This window comes from Agrococcus sp. SCSIO52902, assembly GCF_022983135.1.
GTDB classification, from domain to species: domain Bacteria; phylum Actinomycetota; class Actinomycetes; order Actinomycetales; family Microbacteriaceae; genus Agrococcus; species Agrococcus sediminis.
The window spans coordinates 1,593,877-1,618,597 of the sequence record NZ_CP095269.1 but is presented as its reverse complement, the minus strand read 5'-3'; the positions used below and the strand labels follow the sequence as shown (position 1 = coordinate 1,618,597).

The window sequence follows — 24,721 nt, the reverse complement described above, 5'->3', positions numbered from 1 at the left end:
GAGGGTGCGACTACGCCTGCCGCGCCCTCGTGTACTGCGGAGGCCAGACGGATGCCTCGGGCTCGCCGTCGAGGGCGGCCTCGGCCGCGAGGGCCCAGTGCGGGTTGCGCAGCCACGCGCGAGCGAGCATCACCGCGTCGGCGTCGCCCTCGGCGAGCAGCTGCTCGGCGTGCGACGGCTCGTCGATGAGCCCGACGGCGTTGACGGGCAGGCTTGTCGCGGCGCGCACGTCGCGGGCGAAGTGCACCTGGTAGCCGGGCCCGAGTGGGATCTCCTGGCGCGGGTCGAGCCCGCCGGAGGAGAGGTCGAACCAGTCGGCGCCCGCGTCGGCGGCGGCGCGCACGTGCTCGATCGTGAGGCGCGTGTCGATGCCGCCCTCGACCCAGTCGGAGGCGCTGAGGCGCACCATGAGCGCGGCGTCCGGCGCCGCCTCGCGCACGGCCGCGACGACGCGGCGCAGCAGCTCGACGCGGAGGCCGTCGGCGTCGGGCCCCCACTCGTCGTCGCGGTGGTTGGTGAGTGGCGAGAGGAACTGGTGCAGCAGGTAGCCGTGCGCGGCGTGGACCTCGATCGCGTCGAAGCCCGCAGCCGCGGCGCGTCGGGCGCCCTCGGCGAAGCGCTCCGGCAGCTGCGCCACCTCGTCGGCACCCAGCGCGCGCGGCGGCGCGAACCGGCCGAACGCATCCGCGCCCGCGCTGACCGTCTGCCAGCCGCCCTCGCCCTGCGGCACGCTGCCGCGGCCGCTCCACGGGCGGTAGGTGGATGCCTTGCGTCCGGCATGGGCGAGCTGGATGGCGGGCACGGCGCCGTGAGCGCGGATGCGCTCGGCGATCACCGCCCACGCCTCGGCCTGCTCGTCGTCCCAGATGCCGGCGTCCTGCGGCGAGATGCGGCCCTCGGGCACGACCGCGGCGGCCTCGGTCATGACGAGGCCCGCGCCGCCGCGCGCGAAGGAGGCGAGGTGCTCGAGGTGCCACTGGCCGGGCACGCCGTCGAGCTGCTCGCACGAGTACTGGCACATGGGCGAGACCCAGGCGCGGTTGCGCACCTCGACGGCGCCCACCGTGACGGGCGAGAAGAGCAGGCTCATCCGTGCGCGCCCCCGATGAGGCGACCGGGCACCTCGAAGTCGAACACGCCCTCGTCGAAGGCGCTGTAGGCGGCGTAGTCGTTGAGCTCGTAGAGCCGCGCGCGCGTCTGCATGCGCTCGACCGCGCCCTCGAGGGTGCCCGTCTCGGCCAGCAGGCCGAGCTCGCGCTCGATCGCTCCCATCGCGATGCGCAGCAGCGACACCGGGTGGATGGCGATGTTCACGCCCACGTCCTGCAGCTGCTGGTGGGTGAAGAGCGCGCTCTTGCCGAACTCGGTCATGTTGGCGAGGATCGGCACGTCGACCGCCTCGCGGATCGCCGCGAACTCCTCGAGCGTGGCCATCGCCTCGGGGAAGATCGCGTCGGCGCCGGCGGCCTCGAGGGCTTTCGCGCGGTCCTTCGCGGCCTCGAGCCCCGCGACGCCGCGGATGTCGGTGCGGGCCATGATGAGCAGGTCGCTGTCGCGGCGCGCGGCGACGGCGGCCGCGATGCGCTGCACCGCCTGGTCGAGCGGCACGACCTCCTTGCCGTCGAGGTGGCCGCACCGCTTGGGGTTGACCTGGTCCTCGAGGTGGAGCCCCGAGACGCCCGCGTCCTCGAGCTCGTGCACGGCGCGGGCGACGTTCATCGCCTCGCCGAAGCCCGTGTCGGCGTCGATGAGCGTCGGCAGGTCGGTCATGCGCGAGATCTCGCGGCCGCGCTGGGCGACCTCGGTGAGCGTCGTCAGGCCGATGTCGGGCAGGCCCAGCTCGGCCGCCATGACGGCGCCCGAGATGTAGGCCCCCTCGAAGCCGAGCTGCTGGATGAGCGGCGCCGACAGCGGCGTGAAGGCGCCCGGGAAGCGCTGCAGCGTGCCGGAGGCGAGGCCCGCCCGCAGTGCCTTGCGCTTCTCGTTGGGCGTGACGCTGGTCGACAGCACTAGAAGATGCCCTGCGTCGTGCCGGCGTCGACGGTGCCCGCGGGCGCGACGACGTTGAGCTGCCGCACCTCTTCGGCCGTGAGCTCGGGCAGCCGCTCGACGAGCCCGAGGAAGCGGGCGATCTCGGCGTCGTCGATGATCCCCTGCGCGAGCATGCGCAGCTTCTGCACGTACTCCGCACGGCCGAACGGGCGCGCGCCCGCCGGGTGCGCATCCGCCACCGAGATCTCGTCCTCGATCGTCTCGCCCGAGGTGAGCGTGATGACGATGCGGCCGCCGAACGCCTTCTTGTCGGGGTCGGGGTCGTGGTAGCGCTCGGTCCACACCGGATCCTCGAGCGTCGAGATCTTGTTCCACAGCTCGACCGTGTCGGGCCGGGCGGCGCGCTCAGGCGCGTAGGAGTCGACGTGGTGCCAGCCGCCGTCCTGCAGCGCGACCGCGACGATGTACGGGATCGAGTGGTCGAGCGTCTCGCGCGAGGCCGTCGGGTCGTACTTCTGCGGGTCGTTGGCACCCGAGCCGATGACGTAGTGCGTGTGGTGGCTCGTGTGCAGCACGATCGACGCGACGTTCTCGGGATCGCGCAGCTCGGGGCGCTCGGCGCCGAGCTTGCGCGCGAGGTCGATCCAGGCCTGCGCCTGGTACTCGGCCGAGTGCTCCTTCGTGTACGTGTCGAGGATGCCGCGCTTGGGCTCGCCCGGCGCGGGCAGCGGCACCTGGTAGGCGCCCTCCCAGCCGTCGAGCAGCCAGGCGATCACGCCGTCCTCGCCCTCGTAGATCGGCACGGGGCTCGTCTGGCCGCGCATGGCGCGGTCGACCGACTCGACCGCCATCTTCCCGGCGAACGCGGGGGCGTGCGCCTTCCAGGTGGAGATCTCGCCCTTGCGCGACTGGCGGGTGGCGGTCGTGGTGTGCAGCGCCTGGCCGACCGCCTGGAAGATCGTCTCGGCCTCGAGGCCGAGCATCGTGCCGATGCCGGCGGCGGCCGACGGGCCGAGGTGGGCGACGTGGTCGATCTTGTGCTTGTGGAGGCTGATCGCGCGCACGAGGTCGACCTGGATCTCGTAGCCGGTCGCGATGCCGCGCACGAGCGCGCGCCCGTCGCAGCCGACGTGCTGCGCGACGGCGAGGATGGGCGGGATGTTGTCGCCCGGGTGGGAGTAGTCGGCGGCCAGGAACGTGTCGTGGTAGTCGAGCTCGCGCACGGCGACGCCGTTCGCCCAGGCGGCCCACTCGGGGCTCACGCGGTCCTCGATGCCGTAGACCGCGGCACCGGGCTCGTACGGGTGGCGCTGCGCCTGCTCGCGGGCTGACACGACCGGCGGGCGGTTGAGGCTCGCGATCGCCACCGACGCGTTGTCGATGATGCGGTTCGCGATCATCTCGACGACCTCGGCCTCGACCTCGACCGGGTCGAGGGCGACCTGGGCGATCTTCCAGGCGAGCTGCTCCTCGCGGGGCAGGTTCTCGGCGCTCTTGCGGGCTCTCACATCATGGTGCTGCATGGTGCCGAGCCTAGCGATGCGCCCGCCGGGGCGTGCCGCACGACGCCCCTGGCCGCCGCCGGGGTGCGGGCGTACGATCGGCTCGACTCCCGAAGCGGAGGCCTCGATGAGGAGGCGGTCATGGCGGTCGTCGGCCGTTCCCGCGCACGAGCGCTGCGCTGCCTCGCCGCCGCGGCCGCGCTGGTCGCCCTGAGCGGCTGCCTGCCCGCCAGCGGCGGCCCCGACCGCACCGACCCGGGCGCGACCGCGTCCCCTGCGGAGCCGATCGGCCACATGCCGGGCCCGTCGGCGCGCTGCCACGACGACGTCTTCTGGGGCGGCCCCGAGGACAAGGTCGACGAGGTGCCGGCCGACGCCCAGTACCGCGGCGGCTTCGACCTGCCGGGCGCGCTCGACCGCTTCGACGTGCTGTGCGCGTCGAGCTGGACGATGCTGACGAACGACTGCCGGATGCGGTTCGCCCGCGCCTACCTCGACGGCGGCGACGACGGCGCGCGGCTCGACGAGATCGACCAGGCGCTCGTCGCGTGGGCCACCGAGCGCGGCATGGAGCAGACGCGCATCTCGATGAGCGACAACACCCGCAGCTACGGCATCTCGGTGCACCCCGGCGGGGCCCTCACGACGCTCCTGCAGTGGGATGCGGTGAGCCGCCACGAGGGCGCCGACGGCGTGCAGATGCACGCCGTCATGGCGGGCATCCCGCTCGACGGCGGCGACGTCGTCGTCTCGTGGCAGGTGTGCCCGGCGCTGCAGGGCTGGGAGACCCCGCCGGCGCCGTGACCGCTACGCCGTCGCCACCAGCCGCGCGAACACGATGAGGTTGTTGGGGAACTCGCCGTCGGCCTCGCCGAGGTCGTCGCACGTGATGAGGCGCAGCTCGGGGTCGGGCACCGGGTAGTAGACGTCGCGCGTCGGGAACTCGGACTTCGCGAACGACTCGACGCGGTAGATCTCGAAGGTCGCCGTGGTGCCGTCCTCGCGGGCGACGCTCACCTCGTCGCCGATCTCGAGCGAGACGAGGTCGTAGAAGACGCCGCTGTCGTCGGTGAGCGAGTTGACGTGGCCGAGCAGCACCGCCGCGCCGACCTCGCCGGGCGTGGGCGAGCCGTCGTACCAGCTCGCGGGCGACCCGTCGGCGTCGGGCGGCACCTCGAGGGTGCCGTCGTCGCGCATGCCGGTGCGGATGAGCGTGGCCTCGCGGTCGATCGCGGGGATGCTGACGCTGACGGGCGTCGAGGCCTCCATCGCGGGGGCGGCCGCGGGGGCCGCGTCGTCGGCCGGCTGCTCGGCGCTCTCGGAGGGGGCGGGCGCGGGCGACTGCGTCATGGCGGGCGGCGCCGCCTCGGGCGGGGCATCGGCTCCCGTGCCGGCGCAGGCCGTGAGCGAGAGCAGGAGGGCCGCCGCCACCGCCGTGAGGCGATGGCGACGGCCCGTTCCAGTGGAGATCATCGAGCTGACGGGTGGTCAGTCGTTCGTGATCGCGCGGCGACGGAGCATCACGACACCGGCGACGGTGCCGACGGCCAGCAGGCCGCCCAGCGCGGTCACGGTCATCGCGGTGCCGTCGGTGCCCTGCTCGACGCCGGTGTCCACGCCGCCGGCCGGAGCCATGGCGAGGGCGCCGCAGAGCGCGGGCGAGGTCGCTGCCAGCGGCAGCTCGGGCACGAGGTCGCTCTCGCTCGTGCCGGCCTCGGGCTGCGTGGCCGGGTCGAGGCCGTGCACGACGACGACGGCGGTGCCGGCGGCGAGTGCGTCCTGCGTCGCCTGGTCGAGCTCGAACGTCTCCTCGTAGGAGATCGTGTCGCCCGCCGGCGCAGCCGCGAGGTCGAGACCGCCGTCAGGGCTCTTGTCGGCGTCGCCGACCGAGAGGGTCGTGCCGATGCCGCCGTAGAACGGAGCGCCCTCGGTCGTGCTGATGATGCCGTCGCCGTTCGTGTCGGCGTCCGGGCTCGGGCACAGGCCCTGCGCGTCGATGTGGATGTGCTGCACGTGCGGGTAGGGCGCGCCGTCGAACTCGGCCGCGAGGCCCGTCGCGTTCAGCGTCACCGTGGCAGTCGTGCCCTCGACGTCGATCCAGACCTCGCCGGAGGCGCCGCTGTTGTTGATCTCGTCGAGCATCGTCGAGTACGAGCCCTCGGCGTGCGCGGCCATCGCGGGGGCGGTGCCCAGCATGACCAGGCCGAGTCCCAGCGCCGGGGCGCCGAGCAGAACTGCTTTGTTCTTCATGGGGTGGACCTCTTCCGGAGGATGTCGAGCACACGGCGTGCGCTCTCGTGGTGTGGGGTTCGGCGCCCTCCCGACGGCGGATTGGATCGGGCGGGCGCGGCGGCGGATACGCAATCCGCCGCGCGTGTCGCGCCGAACCACCGGCATGACCAGCTCGCACCGGCTCGCCGTCCTCGCCGTCGCCGCGCTCATGCTCACCGGCTGCGCCGCAGCGACCGCGGATCCCGGAGCGGCGCCCGCGCCGACGACGGCGACGTCGCCCGAGGCCTCGCACACGATGCCCGACGGCAGCGTCATGCCCGGCTCCGAGCACGGCGAGCACGGCGCCCACGGGTCGACGGATGCATCCGGCGGGCCGTCCGAGGCGGCCGCGATGGTCTGCGGCGGGCAGGTCGAGACGGCGATCGCCTCGCAGCTGCGGCTCGACGACCTCGAGCCGCCGGCGACTGCGTGGGACGCGCCCGACTTCACCTGCACCTATGACGTCGACGGCGCGCCGCTCGTGCTCTCGGTGCACGACGCGACCGATCCCGCGATCGGCGAGGCGCACTTCGCCGAGCTGCAGGGCAGCCTCCCCGGCGCCGAGGAGATCGACGGGATGCTCGGGCTCGGCCTGCCGTCGTTCTCGACCGGCGACGGCGTGGTCGCGTTCCTCCGCGACGGCAAGACCCTCCTGGTCGACGCAACGGGCCTCCCCGAGCAGCTCGCCGACGGCACGATGACGCAGTCCGAGGTCGCCTACGCGGTCGCGTCCTCGGTGCTCGTCTGCTGGGTCGAGCACGACTAGCCGCCGAGGTCGGCTGCCCGCGGCTCAGCGCTTGTCGACGACCCGGCGCAGGTAGTGGATGCGGTCGCGCAGCTGCTGCATCGAAGCCTGCGCGACCGGCGGCCCGCCGCAGACGCGCCGCGCCTCGGCGTGCACGAGCGCGTGCGCCTCGCCCCGGCGCTTGGCGACGATCGCGACCAGCGAGTTGAGCAGCTGCCGCTCCTCGCGCATGTTGCGGTAGAGCGGCTCGGGCGCCTCCTGGTTCGGCGGCCGGTCGCGGATGCGCGCGGCCTGCCGCGCGTGGCGCCGCTTCAGCAGGTCGGAGACCTCCTCGGCGTCGAGCAGCCCGGGAATGCCGATGAAGTCCATCTCCTCCTCGGTCGCGGGCTCGACGAGCTGGCCGAACTCCGCGTCGCCGAAGAGCACCCGGTCGAAGGTGGCGCTCGACTCGAGCGGCTCCCACGTGAACGGCGCAGGCTCCCGGTCGTCCTTATCGCCCTGCTCGGCGGCGGCCATGAGGTCGTCGTCGAGCAGCTGGTCGTCGGCCTGCTCCTTGTCGAGCGCATGGTCGCGCTGCCGCTCGAGCTCGGCGGCGAGCGTGAGCAGCGGCGTCACCGACGGCAGGAACACGGTCGCGATCTCGCCGCGCTTCCGCGAGCGCACGAAGCGGCCGATCACCTGCGCGAAGAACAGCGGCGTCGCCGAGCTCGTGGCGTAGACGCCCACCGCGAGCCGCGGCACGTCGACGCCCTCCGAGACCATCCGCACCGCGACCATCCACCGCGACGTGCCGGCCGAGAACGCGCTGATCCGGTCGGAGGCGCCCGCGTCGTCGGAGAGCACGACGGTCGGCTCCTCCCCCGAGATGGCGCGCAGCAGCTGCGCGTACTGCCTGGCCTGGGCCTGGTCGGTCGCGATCACGAGGCCGCCCGCATCCGGCACCGAGTGGCGCACGTGCGTCAGCCGCACGTCGGCCGAGCGCAGCACCTGCTGGATCCACTCGCCGCCCGGGTCGAGGGCGGTGCGCCAGGCGCCGTTCGTGATGTCCTTCGTGTCGCCCTGGCCGAGCGTGGCCTTCATCTCGTCGCCCATCGAGGTGCGCCACTGCATCGTGCCCGCGTAGGCCATGAAGACGACCGGGCGCACGACGCCGTCGCGGAGCGCCGCGTCGTAGCCGTAGGCGTAGTCGGTGCTCGAGACGCGCACGCCGCGCTCGTCGCGGATGTACTCGACGAACGGGATGGGCGAGGTGTCGCTGCGGAACGGCGTGCCCGTCAGCGACAGGCGCCGGGCGGCCGGGCCGAACGCCTCGAGCACGGCGTCGCCCCACGAGAGCGCGTCGCCGGCGTGGTGCACCTCGTCGAGGATGACGAGGCTCGGCGCCGAGCGCGTGATGCGCTCGTGCACGGATGCGCGGGCCGCGACCTGCGCGTACGTCACGACGACGCCGTGGTACTGCCGGGGGTAGTCGCCGTCGCCGTTCGAGAAGTCGGGGTCGAGCCGGATGCCCGCGCGGTGCGCGGCGTCGGCCCACTGCTGCTTCAGGTGCTCGGTGGGCGCCACGACGGTGATGCGCGAGACGGTGCCGCGGCGCAGCAGCTCGGAGGCGAGGCGCAGCGCGAAGGTCGTCTTGCCGGCGCCCGGGGTCGCGGCCGCGAGGAAGTCGCGCGGTTCGGTCGTGAAGTACTGGGTGAGCGCCTCCTCCTGCCACGCGCGCAGCGGCTGCACGGTGCCCCAGGCGGCGCGCTCGGGGTAGTTCGGCGGGAGGTGGTCGGCCGCCCACGAGCCGAAGTGCGCGCTGCTGGCGTGCGTCTCGGTCGCGGGGCTCGTCACTGGATCAAGGGTAGGCGAGACCGCCCACACGGCGCGCCGAGGCCCTTGTCCGCAGATACCTCCGGGGGTATCCTGACGGCGTCTTCCCGGCACCGGGGAGCGGCGCGCACGACCGCGTGCGCGCTGCACGGACCGCCATCGGCGGGGAGGGACGGTGCAGCATGATGGGCGACTGGGGCTGGGCAGGGATGGCCGCGGGCTGGAGCTGGGTCTTCCTGCTGCTGCTGCTCGTGGGGATCGCGACGCTCGTGATCCTGCTGGTGCGCCTCACGGTCGGCGGCGTCGACCCCCGCCGGCGAGGGCCCGCGCCGGGTGACGCGCAGGCGCAGGCGCGCGCGATCCTCGATGAGCGCTACGCCCGCGGCGAGATCGACACCGCCGAGTACGACGAGCGCCTCGGGCGGATCCGCGGCGACGGCTGATGGAGCCGATCACCCGTCGCCAGGCGCTCGCGCTCGGCGCGTGGAGCGCGCTCGGGATCGCCGTCGGCGGGGTGGGGCTCGCGAGCACGGGCCTGCCCTGGGCGGCGACCGGCGTCGGTCGCGGGCCGGCGCTGCGCGAGCCCGCGGCGGTGCGGAGCGCCGGCGGCGTGCTGCGCACCGAGCTCGTCGCCGCGCGCGGCGAGGTCGAGCTCGCGGGGCGCCAGGCACGGGTGCTCGCGTACAGCGGCGTCGTGCCCGCGACCACGTGGCGGGTGCGGCCCGGCGACCGGATCGAGGTCCGGCTCGTCAACCGGCTGGCGGTGCCGACCAACCTCCACACCCACGGCCTCTCCGTCTCGCCGTCGGGCAGCTCCGACAACCCGTTCCTCAGCATCGCGCCGGGCGAGGCGTTCGACTACGCGTTCGACCTGCCGGAGGACCACCCGCCGGGGGTGTTCTGGTACCACCCGCACCGGCACGGCAGCGTCGCCGATCAGGTCTTCGCCGGGATGTTCGGCGCGATCGTCGTCGAGGACGACGACGTCCCGGAGGCGCGCGAGCGGGTGCTGGTGATCTCGGACACCACGCTGACGCCCGCCGGCGCCGTCGCGCCCGCCGGCGCGATGCAGCGCATGCTCGGCCGCGAGGGCGAGCTGCTGCTGGTCAACGGCCAGCTGCGACCGCAGATCACCGCGCGGCCGGGCGAGCGGGAGCGCTGGCGGGTCGTCAACGCCTGCACCTCGAGGTACCTGCGCCTCGCGCTGCCCGGCCAGCAGCTGCACCTGCTGGGCACGGACTCCGGCCACGAGCCGGCGCCCCGCGAGATCGAGGAGGCGCTCCTCGCCCCCGGCAACCGCATCGACCTGCTCGTCACCATGCGCGCGGGCTCCTCCGAGCTGCGCACCCTGGGGCACGACCGGCTGTCGGCGATGGCGGGGATGATGGCGGGCGCGGCCGACGTCTCAGGCCCGGGCGTCCTCGCCGACGTCAGGGTCGAGGGCCAGGGCGCTGCCACGGGCGCGGCGCAACCCGCGCCGCCGCGACCCGCCGATGCCGATCTGCGCGGACGCGAGCCCGACGCCCGGCGCGCGATCGCCTTCAGCATGGGCATGGGGATGGGCATGGGTCCCGGCGGCGGGATGGGCCCCGGCGGCGGCATTGGGTCGTTCGGCTTCGATGGCCGCGCGTTCGACGAGGCGCGCATCGACCAGCGCGTCGCGGCGGACGCGGTCGAGGAGTGGACGATCTCCAACCCGACGCCCATGGACCATCCGTTCCACCTGCACGTGTGGCCGATGCAGGTCGTCGAGGCCGACGGCGCCGCCGTCGCCGACGTGCGATGGCGCGACGTCGTGCACGTGCCCGCCCAGGGGCGCGTGGTCGTGCGGATCGCCTTCACGCGGTTCAGCGGTGTCACGGTCTACCACTGCCACATCCTCGACCACGAGGACGCCGGGATGATGGCCACGGTCGAGCGCGCGGCCGGCTGAGGGCGGCTCGGGGCGGCACCGCCGCGAGCGGTTCCTGCCGCCCTCCGTCTTCGCTCGACACCGATCCAGCCATCGCCCCTAGGCTGACCGCATGCACTACCTGCTCGGTCTCGCAGCCCTCGTCGTCGGCGCCGTGATCGCCACGCGCCGCACCCGGCCCACGTGGTTCGTCGTCACGACGAGCGTGCTCGTCGGCGTCGGCGCGCTGCTCGCCATCCTCAGCTACACGCGCGTCACCGACGGCCTCGGCATCGTCGGCAACAACGTGCTCGGCTGGACCTTCGTGGGCCTCTCGCTCATCACCATGCTCGCGTCGGTGTTCGTGCTCGAGCGCCGCGGCGAGTTCGGCGAGGAGCAGCCGCCGCTCATCGGCGACAACCCCCTCGACGGCGACGCGGCCGACCACGACGACCTGCCGCCCGGGCAGCCCCACCCCGACTACGCCGAGGCGGCGGATGCGCGCGCACGCGAGCGCGGCGCGCCTGCGGTCTCCGAGGCCCAGGGCGCCGCCGGCGTCTCGGCCGGCCTCGCGGGCGGAGCCGGCGCGGCAGCCGCCACCGCGGCCGCCTTCGGCGACGGCGTCGTGCCGACGGCCGACGAGATCGGCGCCGACCCCGCCGCCACGCGCGGCGGCACGCTGCCCGGCGACTCGGTCGCCGGCTCCGACGCCGACCACCGCGCGCGGCCGCACCACGACGCGCCCGAGGGCGGCACGCTGCCCGAGACTCCCGCGCACCCCGGCGACGACGCGCCCCGCGGCTACTCCCCCGCTCCGGAGGAGGGCCACCAGGGCCACGACGAGCCGGCCGACGCTCACGAGCGCGAGGCGGACCGGCCGGGCCCGAGCGCCGACGCCCAGGACGGCACGGCGGTCATCGGCGCCGATCCCGACATCGCGACGCCGCCGGCCGAGACCGACGTCGAGGCCGCGCCCGAAGGTGGGGCGGACGACGCCCACGCCGACGAGACCGGCGCCGGCGAGACGCGCGCGGACGAGACCGGCCGCGCCTGACGCATCCGCCCCGCACGCGACGACGCCCGCCGATCCTGTCGGCGGGCGTCGTCGCGTCTTCGGGAAGAGGTGCGGCTCAGGCCTTCTCCTCGCCCTTCGTGTCGACCTCGGCGACCCACTTCGGCGGCTCGTCGCGGCCGGCCTCCTCGTCCTCCTCGGCCTTCTCGGCCGTCGCCTGCACGATGCCCTTCGCGTGGTGCGTCGGCGCGTAGATGGCGTAGAGGCGCAGCGGCTCGTCGCCGGTGTTCTCGACGTCGTGCCACATGCCCTCGGGCACCTGGATGCTCCAGCCGTCCTCGACCTCGTACTCCTGCAGGTCGTCCTCGGCGGGCCCGATCTTCGCGACGCCCTTGCCCTGGTCGATGCGCAGGAACTGGTCGGTGCCCTTGTGCACCTCGAGCCCGATGGTCTTGCCGGGCTCGATCGACATGAGCGTCACCTGCAGGTGCTTGCCCGTCCAGGCGACGGCTCGGTAGTTGCTGTTCTCGACCGTCGCCGTCTCGATGTCGAAGACGTTCGGCTTGGGTCCGTTGTCGTGGATGTCCATGGCGCCATCCTGACTCCGGCTCCTGAGAAGCACCAGAGCGCGCGTCGCGCCTCCTGCGCACCCCGCCCGCCCGCGGCGCGCCTCCTCCGCGCGCCGCCCGCTCCACCGACCCGTCCGACCCACAGCGACCCGGTGCACCGGGTCGGGGCGGGTGGAGCGGGTCGATCTCGCGCGCTCAGGCGCCGCGCGACATGCGGATGAGCCGCGGCCTGGGGCGCGGGACGCCGTAGCGCGCGAGGATCTGCTCCAAGCGCACCGGCCGCAGCACGTCGTCCCAGACCCAGTGCGCGGGGTCGCCGGTGAGGAGCAGGTCGTCATCGCGCAGCTTCTCGTCCGCGAGCGCCTCGACGCCGCGCTTGCCCTGCTGCTGCGCCAGCACGCCGTACTTCTGCATGCCGTCGAACTCGCCGTAGACGGGGCGGCGGCCGGGCCGGTCGAAGCGCATGTCGACGCGCCAGCCCCTGCCGGTCGGCCCGGTCACGGGCACCTGCAGCTCGGGTGCGGCGAACCCGAGCTCGAACACGCGCACTCGGCTCCACGACTCGCCCACCGACTCCGCGCGCCCATCCGCGAACCCGATCGCCCACTCGGCGCGCGCCCGGCCGCGCTTGCTCTGCCTGGCGAGCGCATCGCGGATGGCCGGCTTCGTCGTGCGCGCGCTGCGCAGCGCCCAATCGATCGCCGAGACCGAGTCCACTGCGTCGCCCCGGCACGCCACGTCCGCGAGCGCGTAGGCCACCGTGGTCGCCCGCACGTCGCCGACCATCGTGACGTCGCGCGCGTCGATCGGGATCTGCGCGTGCACGACGCCGGCCTTCCTTCCAGCCGTCTTCGACCCGCCCACGGTGTAGACCGCATCCGGTTCGAGGCCGTATGGGATCCCGTGCAGCGCCAGAGCCGACTCGCGCGCGACGATCGCGCGCGGTCGCACCGCGTGCACAGCGCGGATGCGGAGCAGGTACCGAGCCTCGCGGCTCGCATCGGCGAACGCGCTCGACTCGGCGTACACCCCGCGTCGCACGCGGGCCAGGCCGGCGTCGCGCTCCGGCCGGCGCAGCGCCGGGCCTCCTGCCAGCTCCCGCTTCGTGCGCGGCCGGATGGCCTGCTGATCGGCTGTCATGCGGGCACCCTGCCAGGGCTCGAGCATCGCGGGCGGCGCTCTCGCTGCTCCTGTGGATCGCCGCCCTCTCCCCCGCCGCCCCGCCAGACCGACCCGTCCCACCGAACGCGACCCGGTGCACCGGGTCGGCGGGGGTCGATCGGGTCGGCGAACGCTCGGGGGCGGGCAGCGGGCGGGGCGGCGGATGCGCGAGGCGCGCAGGCGCGCACGCGGACGGGCGCACGGGCGCACTGCGGGAGAATGGTGGGATGCGCATCGACTACCCGGCCGACCTCCCGGTCAGCGAGGCGCGCGACGAGATCATGGCGGCGATCCGCGACCACCAGGTGGTGATCGTCGCCGGTGCGACCGGCTCGGGCAAGACGACGCAGCTGCCGAAGATGTGCCTCGAGCTGGGCCGCACGAGCATCGGGCACACGCAGCCGCGGCGCCTCGCCGCGCGTACGATCGCCGAGCGCATCGCCGAGGAGCTCGACGTCGAGCTGGGCACGGCCGTCGGCTACAAGGTGCGCTTCACCGACCAGGTGAGCGCCGAGACGCAGATCAAGGTGATGACCGACGGCATCCTGCTCGCCGAGATGCACCGCGACCGCGACCTGGAGCAGTACGACACGATCATCATCGACGAGGCGCACGAGCGCAGCCTCACGATCGACTTCCTCATCGGCTACCTGCAGCGGCTGCTCCCGCGCCGGCCCGACCTCAAGGTGATCGTCACGAGCGCGACGATCGATCCGGAGTCGTTCAGCCGGCACTTCGGCGGCGCGCCGATCGTCGAGGTGTCGGGCCGCACGTTCCCGGTCGACATCCGCTACCGCCCGCTCGTCGCCGAGGCGATGGACGAGGACGACGACGGCGAGGCCGACGAGCCGGCCGCCGACCTCGACCCGATCGACGGCATCGAGTCGGCGCTCGCCGAGATCGCGCGCGACGACAGCGGCGACGTGCTGGTGTTCCTGCCGAGCGAGGCCGACATCCGCGACGCGCAGGATCAGCTGCAGGGCCGACTCGGCCAGGCGACCGAGATCCTGCCGCTCTACGGGCGCCTGAGCGCCGCCGACCAGCACCGCGTCTTCGAGCGCAGCACCCGCCCCGGCACGAAGCGACGCGTCGTGCTCGCCACGAACGTCGCCGAGACGAGCCTCACGGTGCCCGGCATCCGCCACGTGATCGACACCGGCACGGCCCGCATCTCGCGCTACTCCGCGCGCTCGAAGGTGCAGCGGCTGCCGATCGAGGCGATCAGCCAGGCGAGCGCCAACCAGCGCTCCGGCCGCGCGGGCCGCGTCGCGCCGGGCATCGCGATCCGCCTCTACGCCGAGGCCGACTTCGACAGGCGCCCCGCGTTCACCGACCCCGAGATCCTCCGCACCAACCTCGCAGCCGTCATCCTGCAGGCCGCGTCGCTCGGGCTCGGGGCGCTCGAGGACTTCCCGTTCCTGCAGCCGCCCGACCCGCGCGGCATCAAGGACGGCCGCGACCTGCTGCGCGAGCTCGGTGCCATCACCCCGAAGGGCGACATCACCCGCATCGGCCGGGAGCTCGCGCGCCTGCCCGTCGATCCGCGGTTCGGGCGGATGGCCCTGGCCGGCAGGGATGCGGGCGTCGCCCACGAGGTCATCGCGATCGTCGCGGGCCTGACGATCCAGGACCCGCGGGAGCGTCCGCTCGAGCGGCGCGAGGAGGCCGACCGCTCGCACGCGCGGTTCGTCGACCCGACGAGCGACTTCATCACGCTGCTGGCGCTCTGGCGGCACCTGCAGGCGCAGCAGGCGGCGCTGTCGGGCAACCAGTTCCGCAAGGCGTGCAAGGCGGAGCACCTCTCGTTCCTGCGCGTGCGGGAGTGGCAGGACGTGGTGCGGCAGCTCACGAACGCGATGGGGCTGAAGCCCGACCCCACCGGTCGCGCCGCCCGTTCGTCGAGCAGTGCCGCCGCCCGTTCGTCGAGCAGTGCCGCCGCCCGTTCGTCGAGCAGTGCCGCCGCCCGTTCGTCGAGTAGCGCCGAAGGCGCGTATCGAGACGCGCAGCGCAGTGGTCTCGATACGCCGGCTTCGCCGGCTACTCGACCAGCGGAGGGGGCGGCTCGACCAGCGCAAGGAGCGGAGGGGGCGGAAGGCGTCGACGCCGTCGCCGTCCACAAGGCGCTGCTCGCGGGCCTCCTCGGCCGCATCGGCGTGCTCGACGAGACGCAGAAGCCGCAGCAGCCGCGCCCCGGCGAATCGAAGCGGCGGATGCGCGCCCGCGCCGAGTACATCGGCGCTCGCGGCGCGCGGTTCCAGATCTTCCCGGGCTCCGGTCTCGCGAAGAGCCCGCCCCGCGCGGTCATGGCCGCCGAGCTCGTCGAGACGAGCCGCCTCTTCGCCCGCACCGTCGCATCCATCGACCTCACCTGGGCCGAGCCGCTCGCGGGCGACCTGGCGAAGCGCCAGGTGAGCGAGCCGCACTGGGAGCGCAAGCAGGGCGCGGTCGTCGCCTACGAGAAGGTCACGCTCTTCGGCGTGACGATCGTCGAGCGGCGGCGCGTGCAGTTCCAGCGCATCGACCCGGCGCACGCGCGCGAGCTCTTCATCCGCCACGCGCTCGTCGAGGGCGAGTGGGACAGCCCGCAGGACTTCGACCGCAGGAACCGCGAGCTGCGGCGCGAGATCGAGCGGCTCGAGGAGCGGCAGCGGCGCCGCGATCTGCTGGTCGGCGACGAGGCCGTCTTCGACTTCTTCGACGCGCGCATCCCGGCCGACGTCGCCTCGACGCGGGGATTCGAGGGGTGGTGGCGGAAGGCCCGCGAGGAGACCCCCGACCTGCTGACGATGACCCGCGAGGACCTCACGGGCGAGGATGCGCGCGTCGACACCGCCGCGTTCCCCACCCGGTGGCAGCAGGGCGAGCAGCGCCTGCGCCTCAGCTACCGCTTCGAGCCGGGCGCCGCAGACGACGGGCTCACCGTGCACGTGCCGCTCGCCGTGCTGCCGCGGCTCAGCCCCGCCGGGTTCGACTGGCTCGTGCCGGGCATGCGCGAGGAGCTGCTGACGGCGATGATCAAGAGCCTGCCGAAGCATGTGCGCAAGCACGTCGTGCCGGCCGCCGACTGGGCGCGCGGCATGCTCGCCGAGCTGCCCGACGAGCCGCCGGCCGACGAGCGGGGCGGCGCGCGCTCGATCGCGGAGGTGCTCGCCGCGCGCATCTCCCGCACCGCCTACGTGCAGTCCACCGCCGAGGACGTCGACTGGCACCGCATCCCCGATCATCTGAAGCCGACGTTCGCGGTCGAGGACGCCCGCGGCCGCCGGCTCGGCGCCGACAAGGATCTCGAGGCGCTCAAGCGCCGCTTCGCCGGCCAGGCGCGCACCCAGGTCGCGAAGGCGGCGGTGAAGGTGACGAGCGATCTCGAGCGCGACGAGGTTCCCGGCTTCGACACCGACCTGCCCGAGCACATCGACGTGCGGCAGGGCGGCAACACCGTGCGCGCCTACCCCGGCTACGCGATCACCGGCAAGGGCGCGGGCGGCGCAGCGACCGTCGGCGTGCGGCTCGCATCGACCCGCGAGGCGCAGCAGCGCGACCAGCGGGCCGCGGTGCGGCAGCTGCTGCTGCGGCAGGTGCCGAGCCCGGCGCCGTACGTACAGTCGAGCCTGACGAGCGCCGAGAAGCTCGCGCTCGGCGCGAGCCCCTACCCGTCGACCGACCGGCTCTTCGCCGACCTGATGCTCGCGATCATCGACGCCGAGCTGGGCGCCGCGCCGCCCGCGACGGTCGCCGAGTTCGAGGCGGTGCGCGCCCGCGTCGCAGACGGTCTCGTCGACCGCATGTTCGCGCTCGCGGCGCAGGTGGCCCGCATCCTCACCGCCGCGCGCCTGGCCGACCGGGCGATCCGCGACGGCGCGAGCCTCGCGCACATGGCGGCGCTCGCCGACGCCCGCGCGCAGCTCGAGCAGCTCGTCTTCGACGGCTTCGTCAGCCGCACGGGCCTCGACCGGCTCGGCCGCCTCGAGGTGTACGTGCGCGCGATCGAGCACCGCGTCAAGCGCCTGCCCGAGACCGCCAACCGCGACCGCGCCTGGATGACCGAGGTCGAGCAGGCGACTGCGCTGTTCCTCGAGGCGGGGGGCGCGCTGCCGCTGCCCGCGTCGGTGACGGATGCGCCGGCGGGAGCCGACGGGTCGGCGAAGGCCGAGCGGCTGGTCGCCGCACGGTGGCTGCTGGAGGAGCTGCGCGTCAGCCTCTTCGCGCAGCAGCTGGGCACCGCCGGCCCGGTCTCGCTGCAGCGCATCCGCAAGGCCCTCACGCCCTGACCCTCCCCCGCTCGTCGAGACGAACGCCACCAGAGAAGGACACGCGATGGACCCCGACCGCTACGGCCCCTCCTGGCAGCGCAACGCCCTCGCACCCGGCTTCCTCGGCGCGCTCGCGCTGATCGTCGCGCAGCTGCTGCTCGAGACGGAGTGGTTCGGCACGCTGCGGTTCGTGATCGCGGTGCTCGCGCTCATCGTCGGCTGGTTCGCCTTCCAGGCGCGGCACTGGTGGTGGGTGCCGGTGATGCTCGCGATCGCGGTCGCGTGGAACCCGGTGCTGCCGTTCGACATCGCCGGCCCCGTCTGGGTGGGCGCGCACTGGGTGGCGGCGCTCGCCATGCTCACCGCAGCCGCCCTCATCAAGGCACCGCGCGACGACGACCGCACCTGACCTCACCCCCGCCCCCGCCCCGCCGGTCGAGCCGGTCGCGCAGCGACCGAGTCGAGACCACCCCCGCTCCCCCCTCCGCTGGTCGAGCCGGTCGCGCAGCGACCGAGTCGAGACCACCCCCACTCCCCACCCCGCCGGTCGAGCCGGTCGCGCAGCGACCGAGTCGAGACCACCCCATCCCACCCCGCTGGTCGAGCCGGTCGCGCAGCGACCGAGTCGAGACCACCCCCGCTGGGCGGGACCCCGTGACTCCACCCCCGCTCTGGCGTACCGTTCCCCCAAGGACCACCGCCGCCGAGCAGAGGAGCCGCCATGCCGCGCATCCCGCTCCTCGCCGCGGTCGCGACAGCCGCGGCGCTCACCCTCACCGGATGCTCCGGCAACGTGCCGCCGCCGAACTACGCGACGACGGCGCCCGGCGCCGACGGCCCGAGCCCCGCGGCACCGGCGCCCGACTCGGCGCCGCCGGTGACCGCATCCGACCCCGGCGCCGAGGGCTCGACCGCCTACGACCGCTGCCCCGACAGCCTCATCGACGCGTGGCTGTGGCTCGGCGACGACCCCTCGCTGACCGCCGCCGACCTGGAGCCCGTGCCGAACGGCCCCGGCGACCTGCCGACCGGCGAGGTCGTCGTCGTCTGCTCGGTCGCCCTCACCGATCCGACCGGCGCCGCGACGCACACGCTCAGCGTGCTCGAGGGCCCGGGCACGGTGCCCGAGACCGTCGCCGGGGTCGCCGGCGAGCGCGGCTTCGAGGAGGAGCCCGCCGAGGGCGATGCGGCGCTCATCCTCGTCAGCGAGGACGCCGCGACCCGCTACGTGCTGCACCGGCCCGGCGCCGACGTGCTCACCGATGGCGGCATCGAGTCGACCGAGGACCGCTACCTGCTCGAGGGCACCGTTGCCACGCAGTGACGCGGCCGCGTCGCGCGCCGGCCGTGCCTCGCTCGCGGGCGGCCTCGTCGCATCCGCCCTCCTCGCCCTCGCGGGCTGCGTGCCGCTGCCGCCGCCGCTGCCGACCGACGAGCCGACCGCCACGAACACGCTCGACGTCGATCGCTGCCCGGACGCGATCGTCGACGCATACCTGCGCGAGCTGACCGGCGACCCCGACGCGAGCGCGGCCTCGATGCGCGCGAGCGAGGTCGACCACCCGGTGCCGCTGCCGCTCGGCGGCGCCGAGGTGCACTGCGGCACGAGCCTGCGCGACGGCTCGGCGGTGACGACGCTCCTCGTGCTGCAGGGCGAGGATGTTCCCGAGCAGGTGCGGGGCGCCGCGATGGGGCTCCGAGTCGCCGAGGACCGCCTCGGCGACGGCGGCGGATGGGTCGCGCACGCGCCCGACTACACCTCGACGGTGCTGCTGGGCCGTCCGCACGCCGCGGCCGCGCCGGCCGTCCAGGGTGTGGCGGATGCGCCGGCCTGGGTCATGCAGGCGCTCGCGGCCGCCCCCTGAGCCGGTCGGCGCCGCCGAGTCCTAGGCTTGCCTGGTGCGTGCATACGGCGAGGTGCTGAGGGTCCCGGGGCTCGCGCGCATCATCCTGGCGCAGCTCATCGCGCGACTGCCGGCGGGCATGTACTCGCTCGGCATCCTGATGCACATGGAGCACCAGCACGGCTCCTACACGGCAGCCGGCCTCGTGCTCGCCGCCTTCTCGGTGGGCATGGCGGCGGCCGGGCCGTTCGTCTCGCGGCTGATGAGCCGCTTCGGCACGGTGACGGTGCTCGTCGTCACGACCGTCGTGTCGGTGTCGGCGCTCTCGTCGATCGCGTCGCTCAGCCTGCCGCTCTGGGCCGACGTGGCCGCGGGCCTCGTGGCAGGCGCCGCGATGCCGCCGATCGTGCCGACGGTGCGCACGCTCTACCCGCGCATGGTGCCGCAGCGGCTGCTGTCGCCGCTGTTCTCGTTCGACGCGGCGCTGCAGGAGATCATCTGGGTGTTCGGGCCGGTGCTGCTGACGCTGCTCGTGTCGGCGCTCGGCACGGGGCCGACGATGCTCGTCACGATCGCCATCCAGGCGGGCGGCGCGGCGCTGTTCATCGTCTCGCCCGAGGTGCGCCGGCTGCGGATCCCGCCCACCTCGCGCAAGCTCGGCCGCGTGCTGCGGAAGCCCCCGGTGCTGCTCGCGGTGGCGGTGTCGGCCATGTTCATCGGCGGCTTCTCGGCGGTCGAGGCGGGCGTCATCGCGACGTTCGGCGAGGGCGCGCTCGAGGCGGGGCTCGTGCTCGCGGTCTCGGCGATCGGCTCGCTCATCGGCGGCTTCGCGGTCGGCAGCCGCGGCATCGGCCCGTGGTCGGTGGCGATCCGGCTGACGATCGTGCTCGCCGGCATGGCGCTCGCGCTGCCGATGACCGAGGTGATCGGCCTGTCGGCGGCCCTCTTCATCGCCGGCCTCGGCACGGCGCCCGCGCTCGCAGCGTTCTCGGCGATCATCGCCGGCACGGTGAAGTTCGCCGACACCCCCGAGGCCTACGCCTGGATCGGCACCGGCCAGCTGCTCGGGGCCGCGCTGGGCTCCGCTGTCGCGGGCATCGCGATCGATGCGGTCGGCGGCGTCGGCGCCGTCTGGGTGGCGGTCGTGATGGTCGCGCTCGCAGCGCTGCTCGCGGCCGTCTTCCGCCGCCACCAGCCCGACCTGCGGCACGGCATCGGCGATCCACCCGACACCGCGCCGGTGGAGCTGCCGCGCTGATCGAGCAATGCCGCCCACGCGATCTGGTGCCTGCAGACCGCCAAGGACCGCGACCACGAGCGCATTGAACACCTCGGCCGCGACAACCGTTTGTGCCACCGGCACCCCAAGCGTGGGTCCGACAGGCTTCCTTCACGCCTGCCAGAGAGCGAGCTGCCTCCAGTTAGCGGGAAAGCCCATACTCGCCGTCGAGAGTGCCGTCTCGCTGGGAAATTCGTCCATCAGCACGGTAAGACGCTCTGGCCATCCCGATTCGGGCTCGAACGCACGTAGCAGGTAGGCGGTCACGGCGAGCGCGTTGTACAGACCGAAGTCGCTCTTCGGTCGCGTTTCGTCGCGCAGATGGTCGAGCACGGGCACAACACCTCGACGGGGTCGTTGTGGGGCGACGACCAGCTTGCGGTTGAAGAGCCGCGCGTGGTGCGCGGCGACGTTGCGGACGTAGTTCAAGCTTGCGATCCAGCTCGCCATGACCCGCTTTGAAGGGACTCCGAAGCTCGTCGCGATGGTCGTGGCGAGGTCGTTTCGCAGGCCGCCGTACAGCCGACTCAGTTGCCCGAACTCGAGCACTTCGGTGACTGCCCATATCGGCATGCGGCCGTCGTACTTCTCCCGGAAGTGGGCCACGAAGGCTTCGTCCGAGCCGTCCAGGCGCTCTTGGACTCGACGCAACCAGGCCTGGTGGGGGCTCTCCGCCCCGTCGACGGACTCGGGCGCCTCCGTGAACGTGGACACGAACCACTCGGACTCGAGGTGCGCGAACGGCGACCTGCGACCAAGTTCGTGGCCGAACTGCACCCTGAGCGAGACCTCGATCCGCTCGAGCGCCTCAAGCACGAGCAGCCGCAAGTCGCGATCGAAGTCGATGAGCTCTCTCGCGTGGTGAACTGATGTCCCCTCGCGGTAGTGCCCCAGGACACGTACGCGCGTCTTGCCGTCGTCACCTACGACGCGCTCCGACTCACGGAACGGGTACAGGTAGCCGGTGAGCCGGTAGTAGCCGACGGCACGAAGCAGGGCGCCCGCATCATCGCGAGGCTCGATGTCCGCTCCACGCTCCGCCAGCCGTGCGAGCTGTTCGTCGATCGACAGCCATGGCTTCGAGTAGTGCACGCTGAGTCCCCAGGCGAAAAGAAAATCAGCCCGAGCCGTGAGGCGAGCGGGCTGATCCTGATACGACGAACGTAGCACGATCCACTGACGTGGGCGCGGGGCGGCCTGGCACAATCGAGGCCATGCCCGCCGATCTGCCCATGCTCGACGGCCGCGCGCTGCCGGCGCTCGGCTTCGGCCTCTACAAGGTGCCCGCCGAGCAGACCGCCGAGGTCGTCGCCGCCGGGCTCGACGCCGGCTACCGGCTCGTCGACGGCGCCGAGTTCTACGGCAACGAGCGCGAGCTCGGCGAGGCGCTGCGGCGGGCCGAGCAGCAGGGCGTCGCGCGCGACGCGCTCACCGTGACGAGCAAGTTCTGGGGCGAGGCGTCGCAGGAGCCCGCGGCGGTGCGCGAGGCGTTCGCCCAGAGCGAACGAGCGCTCGGAACGCCGATCGACGTCTACATGATCCACTGGCCGCGGCCGGCCCGCGATCGCTACGTCGACGTGTGGCGCACGCTCGTCGAGCTGCGCGACGAGGGCCGGGTGCGCACGATCGGCGTCAGCAACTTCACGCACGAGCACCTGCGCCGGCTCATCGAGGAGACCGGCGTGACGCCCGCGATCAACCAGGTCGAGTCGCACCCGTGGCTGCCGCAGCACGAGCTGCGCGCGTTCCACCGCCACCACGGCATCGTCACGCAGGCGTGGAGCCCGCTCGGCCGCTCGCGGGTGCTGCACGACCCGACGATCCAGCGGATCGCCGCCGCGCACGGCGTGAGCCCCGCGCAGGCGATCATCCGGTGGCACCTGCAGCTCGGTGGCGCCCTCATCCCCAAGTCGACGCATCCGCACCGCCTGCGCGAGAACCTCGACGTCGACGGGTTCCGCCTCGGCGACGACGACATGGCCGCGATCGCGGCGCTCGAGACCGGCGAGCGCACCGGCACGCATCCCGACGACCGCAACTGACCGACACCGACGACCGACACCGACAGCGACGAGCCACGTGACCCAGACCGACCCCGCGCCCACCCCCGACGAGACCCCGCACCTCCCCCACGCCCACGCCGTGACGTGGGGCGTCGCCGCGCTCCCGCACCGGGGCCCGAAGCGCGAGCTCACCACCGAGCGCATCGTCGAGGCCGCGATCGAGATCGCCGACACCGACGGGCTGGATGCGGTGAGCATGGGCCGCGTCGCGGCCGCGGTGGGCGTGGCGCCGATGTCGCTCTACCGGTACGTCACCGGCAAGGACGACCTGCTCCTGCTCATGTACGACGCCGCGAGCGAGGTGACCGTGCCCGGCACCGGCAGCACGTGGCGGGAGCGGCTGCGGGAGTGGGCGATGTTCGTGCGGGCGACCTACGACGCGCACCCCTGGCTCGCCGACCTGCCGCCCAGCTCGACCCCGACCACGCCCAACCGGCTCGCGATCATCGAGGCCGGCCTCGCCGCGCTCGAGGGCGTGCCGGCGCCCGACCGCATGAAGCTGCCGACGCTGCTGCTGCTGCTCGGCTACATCGCGCTCTACTCGCGCGCGTCGAGCAACGCGGGCGTCGACGAGGCGGTGCGGCAGGCGCTGCCGCAGCTCGTGACCGACGAGCGGTTCCCGCTGCTGGCGCCGGCCGTGCGCGAAGGCGTGTTCGAGGCCCGCGAGACCGACGCGGAGCGCGGCTTCGGCTTCGGCCTGTCGCGACTGTTCGACGGCATCGAGCGCTGGCTCGAGCGCACGGAGGAGGATCGGCCGTTCGAGCGCCTGCCCACGGCCGTGCTGCAGGACAAGCAGGTGCGCGAGACGGCGCGGGCGGTCGAGAAGGCGCGCGCCGAGCTGCGGCAGGCGGAGTCGAAGGCGGCGGATGCGCTGCTGAAGTCCGTCGAGCGGCTGCGCGCGGAGGAGGCCAAGGCCGAGGCCGCCGCGGCGAAGGCGGCCGCGAAGGCCGACCTGCGCGCCGCGAAGGCGGAGGCGAAGGCCCGCAAGTAGCGTCGCCCTCCCGCTCGCCCTCCCGCCCCCACCCGCTCGTCGAGCAGGCCCGCAGGGCCGTATCGAGACGACCGCCCACCCCGCCCGCTCGTCGAGTAGGCCCGCAGGGCCGTATCGAGACGATCGCCCACCCACCCCGCTCGTCGAGTAGGCCCGCAGGGCCGTATCGAGACGAGACCACCCCGAGACGCCCCACTCCCCGCCCCGCCGGTCGAGCCGCGCCCGCAGGCCGCGAGTCGAGACCACCCCGAGACGCCCCACTCCCGCAAAAGGTTGGGCTGTGCTTCCCCCCGAACAGGCGCACAGTGAGAGCATGACCCGCAGACTCCTCTCGATGGCCGGCATCGTCATCGCCGGCAGCGTGCTCCTCACCGGCTGCGGCGCCCTCGGCAGTCAGCAGTCCGCGGGCGAGCCCGGCGCCCCCGTCACCGACGGCAGCGCGCCCGACTGGGCCGAGCAGCCCGACCTCGCCCCGCAGCCCGGCTCCGAGGAGTCCGGCGGCGATCAGGGCGCCAGCGGGGGCGGCCAGCCCGAGGAGGCCCCCGACGAGGATCGCGCCGTCATCATCTCGGGCACCATGAGCATGCGGGTCGGCGACCCGATCACGATGGCGGATGCGGTGGCCGACGCCGCCGAGGCCCGTGGCGGCTCGATCGACCGGCGGGCCGAGGGCGCGTCGACCGACTTCCAGCCGGCGTGGGCGATGCTCACCGTCCGCGTGCCGGCAGCGCAGGTCGAGGATCTGCTCACGGCGCTGCGCGGGCTCGGCGAGGTGACGAGCGTGGACCTCGGTGAGCAGGTCGTGACGAATCAGGTGCGCGACCTCGAGGTGCGGGTGGAGGCATCGCGCGCATCCGTCGACCGCCTCACCGACCTGCTGACGACGGCGGCCGACACCGAGACGCTGCTCGAGGTCGAGGCGCAGCTGACGCAGCGCACGAGCGAGCTCGAGCAGCTGCTGTCGGAGCAGCGGGCGCTCGAGGATCAGGTGGCGATGTCGACGATCGAGGTGCGCATCAGCTCGACGACGGTCGAGGGGCCGACGGGCACGCCGAGCTTCTGGGACGGCCTGGTGGCAGGCTGGAGCGCGTTCCTCGCCTGGGGCGCGACGGCGCTGTACGCGCTCGGCCAGTCGGTCCCGGCGCTCGTCGCGCTCGCGATCCTGGCGCTCGTCGCCTGGCTCGTCATCCGCCGGCTGCTGCGGCGCCTGCCGGCACCGGCGGCCGCGCCGGCGTCAGCGGTCGCGAACCCCGCACCCAAGGCACCGCTCGCCGAGTAGCGCCGCAACCCCCGCTCCCCACCGCTCGTCGAGTAGGCCCGAAGGGCCGTATCGAGACGA

The 24,721-nt window shown here is 73.8% G+C and carries 22 protein-coding genes; 13 read left to right on the top strand and 9 right to left on the bottom strand.

Features of this window, described 5'->3' with window-relative positions:
- Positions 1-10: 10 nt before the first annotated feature.
- The 3 genes from MU522_RS08045 to MU522_RS08035 are packed head-to-tail and all read right to left on the bottom strand — an operon-like array spanning position 11 to position 3,515.
- The gene (locus tag MU522_RS08045) at positions 11-1,090 is read right to left on the bottom strand and encodes a tRNA-dihydrouridine synthase (protein WP_246990550.1); all 1,080 of its coding nucleotides are present in this window, start codon (positions 1,088-1,090) and stop codon (positions 11-13) included.
- Positions 1,087-2,010 (bottom strand): methylisocitrate lyase, encoded by a 924-nt coding sequence (gene prpB, locus MU522_RS08040; protein ID WP_246990549.1) that lies wholly within the window; start codon positions 2,008-2,010, stop codon positions 1,087-1,089. The genes MU522_RS08045 and prpB overlap by 4 nt, the downstream gene beginning before the upstream one ends.
- Positions 2,010-3,515 (bottom strand): MmgE/PrpD family protein, encoded by a 1,506-nt coding sequence (locus tag MU522_RS08035; protein WP_246990548.1) that lies wholly within the window; start codon positions 3,513-3,515, stop codon positions 2,010-2,012. Before MU522_RS08035 ends, prpB begins: the two co-directional genes overlap by 1 nt.
- Positions 3,516-3,635: 120 nt before the next feature.
- On the opposite strand from MU522_RS08035, the gene MU522_RS08030 reads away from it, so the two are divergent.
- Positions 3,636-4,298 (top strand): hypothetical protein, encoded by a 663-nt coding sequence (locus tag MU522_RS08030; protein ID WP_246990547.1) that lies wholly within the window; start codon positions 3,636-3,638, stop codon positions 4,296-4,298.
- Between the two features lie 3 nt (positions 4,299-4,301).
- On the opposite strand, the gene MU522_RS08025 is transcribed toward MU522_RS08030, so the two are convergent.
- Both MU522_RS08025 and MU522_RS08020 read right to left on the bottom strand, forming a co-directional pair.
- Positions 4,302-4,925 (bottom strand): class F sortase, encoded by a 624-nt coding sequence (locus MU522_RS08025; protein WP_246990546.1) that lies wholly within the window; start codon positions 4,923-4,925, stop codon positions 4,302-4,304.
- Positions 4,926-4,982: 57 nt separating this feature from the next.
- Positions 4,983-5,744, bottom strand: a complete 762-nt coding sequence (locus MU522_RS08020) for a hypothetical protein (RefSeq protein WP_246990545.1) — start codon at positions 5,742-5,744, stop codon at positions 4,983-4,985.
- 145 nt (positions 5,745-5,889) lie between these two features.
- Between MU522_RS08020 and MU522_RS08015 the strand changes: the two genes are divergently transcribed.
- Complete coding sequence (locus MU522_RS08015) at positions 5,890-6,531, top strand: hypothetical protein (protein WP_246990544.1); 642 nt, start codon at positions 5,890-5,892, stop codon at positions 6,529-6,531.
- 24 nt (positions 6,532-6,555) lie between these two features.
- Here the strand turns inward: MU522_RS08015 and MU522_RS08010 are convergent, their stop codons facing one another.
- Positions 6,556-8,343, bottom strand: a complete 1,788-nt coding sequence (locus tag MU522_RS08010; protein ID WP_246990543.1) for a DEAD/DEAH box helicase — start codon at positions 8,341-8,343, stop codon at positions 6,556-6,558.
- Between the two features lie 161 nt (positions 8,344-8,504).
- Here MU522_RS08010 and MU522_RS08005 point away from each other — a divergent pair, with 161 nt between their 5' ends.
- From MU522_RS08005 to MU522_RS07995, 3 genes are all read left to right on the top strand, one after another.
- On the top strand, positions 8,505-8,765 hold the full coding sequence (locus MU522_RS08005) for an SHOCT domain-containing protein (RefSeq protein WP_146357050.1): 261 nt from the start codon (positions 8,505-8,507) through the stop codon (positions 8,763-8,765).
- Positions 8,765-10,255, top strand: coding sequence for a multicopper oxidase family protein (locus MU522_RS08000; protein WP_246990542.1), 1,491 nt, complete (start codon positions 8,765-8,767; stop codon positions 10,253-10,255). The genes MU522_RS08005 and MU522_RS08000 overlap by 1 nt, the downstream gene beginning before the upstream one ends.
- Before the next feature lie 91 nt (positions 10,256-10,346).
- On the top strand, positions 10,347-11,267 hold the full coding sequence (locus MU522_RS07995) for a hypothetical protein (RefSeq protein WP_246990541.1): 921 nt from the start codon (positions 10,347-10,349) through the stop codon (positions 11,265-11,267).
- A gap of 76 nt (positions 11,268-11,343) precedes the next feature.
- On the opposite strand, the gene MU522_RS07990 is transcribed toward MU522_RS07995, so the two are convergent.
- Together MU522_RS07990 and MU522_RS07985 are read right to left on the bottom strand one after the other, a co-directional pair.
- Positions 11,344-11,814 carry a cupin domain-containing protein gene (locus MU522_RS07990; RefSeq protein WP_128190665.1) on the bottom strand — a complete coding sequence of 157 codons (471 nt, stop codon included), beginning with the start codon at positions 11,812-11,814 and terminating at the stop codon, positions 11,344-11,346.
- A gap of 175 nt (positions 11,815-11,989) precedes the next feature.
- On the bottom strand, positions 11,990-12,934 hold the full coding sequence (locus tag MU522_RS07985) for a hypothetical protein (protein WP_246990540.1): 945 nt from the start codon (positions 12,932-12,934) through the stop codon (positions 11,990-11,992).
- 248 nt (positions 12,935-13,182) lie between these two features.
- On the opposite strand from MU522_RS07985, the gene hrpA reads away from it, so the two are divergent.
- The 5 genes from hrpA to MU522_RS07960 all read left to right on the top strand — a co-directional run bounded on the left by hrpA (position 13,183) and on the right by MU522_RS07960 (position 20,307).
- The gene (gene hrpA / locus MU522_RS07980) at positions 13,183-17,223 is read left to right on the top strand and encodes an ATP-dependent RNA helicase HrpA (RefSeq protein WP_246990539.1); all 4,041 of its coding nucleotides are present in this window, start codon (positions 13,183-13,185) and stop codon (positions 17,221-17,223) included.
- 46 nt (positions 17,224-17,269) lie between these two features.
- The gene (locus MU522_RS07975) at positions 17,270-17,614 is read left to right on the top strand and encodes a DUF6804 family protein (RefSeq protein WP_246990538.1); all 345 of its coding nucleotides are present in this window, start codon (positions 17,270-17,272) and stop codon (positions 17,612-17,614) included.
- A gap of 312 nt (positions 17,615-17,926) precedes the next feature.
- The gene (locus tag MU522_RS07970; RefSeq protein WP_246990537.1) at positions 17,927-18,529 is read left to right on the top strand and encodes a hypothetical protein; all 603 of its coding nucleotides are present in this window, start codon (positions 17,927-17,929) and stop codon (positions 18,527-18,529) included.
- A complete protein-coding gene (locus MU522_RS07965) occupies positions 18,516-19,070 on the top strand; it encodes a hypothetical protein (protein WP_246990536.1) in 555 nt (184 codons plus the stop codon). Before MU522_RS07970 ends, MU522_RS07965 begins: the two co-directional genes overlap by 14 nt.
- Positions 19,071-19,104: 34 nt before the next feature.
- Entirely contained in the window at positions 19,105-20,307 is a 1,203-nt protein-coding gene (locus MU522_RS07960) for an MFS transporter (protein ID WP_146357034.1), read from the top strand.
- Between the two features lie 132 nt (positions 20,308-20,439).
- On the opposite strand, the gene MU522_RS07955 is transcribed toward MU522_RS07960, so the two are convergent.
- The gene (locus tag MU522_RS07955) at positions 20,440-21,420 is read right to left on the bottom strand and encodes an Abi family protein (RefSeq protein WP_246990535.1); all 981 of its coding nucleotides are present in this window, start codon (positions 21,418-21,420) and stop codon (positions 20,440-20,442) included.
- Positions 21,421-21,542: 122 nt separating this feature from the next.
- Between MU522_RS07955 and MU522_RS07950 the strand changes: the two genes are divergently transcribed.
- The 3 genes from MU522_RS07950 to MU522_RS07940 all read left to right on the top strand — a co-directional run bounded on the left by MU522_RS07950 (position 21,543) and on the right by MU522_RS07940 (position 24,661).
- Complete coding sequence (locus tag MU522_RS07950; RefSeq protein WP_246990534.1) at positions 21,543-22,370, top strand: aldo/keto reductase; 828 nt, start codon at positions 21,543-21,545, stop codon at positions 22,368-22,370.
- 37 nt (positions 22,371-22,407) lie between these two features.
- On the top strand, positions 22,408-23,382 hold the full coding sequence (locus tag MU522_RS07945) for a TetR/AcrR family transcriptional regulator (RefSeq protein ID WP_246990533.1): 975 nt from the start codon (positions 22,408-22,410) through the stop codon (positions 23,380-23,382).
- A 313-nt stretch (positions 23,383-23,695) separates the two neighbouring features.
- Positions 23,696-24,661 (top strand): DUF4349 domain-containing protein, encoded by a 966-nt coding sequence (locus MU522_RS07940; RefSeq protein ID WP_246990532.1) that lies wholly within the window; start codon positions 23,696-23,698, stop codon positions 24,659-24,661.
- The last annotated feature ends 60 nt before the right edge of the window (positions 24,662-24,721 follow it).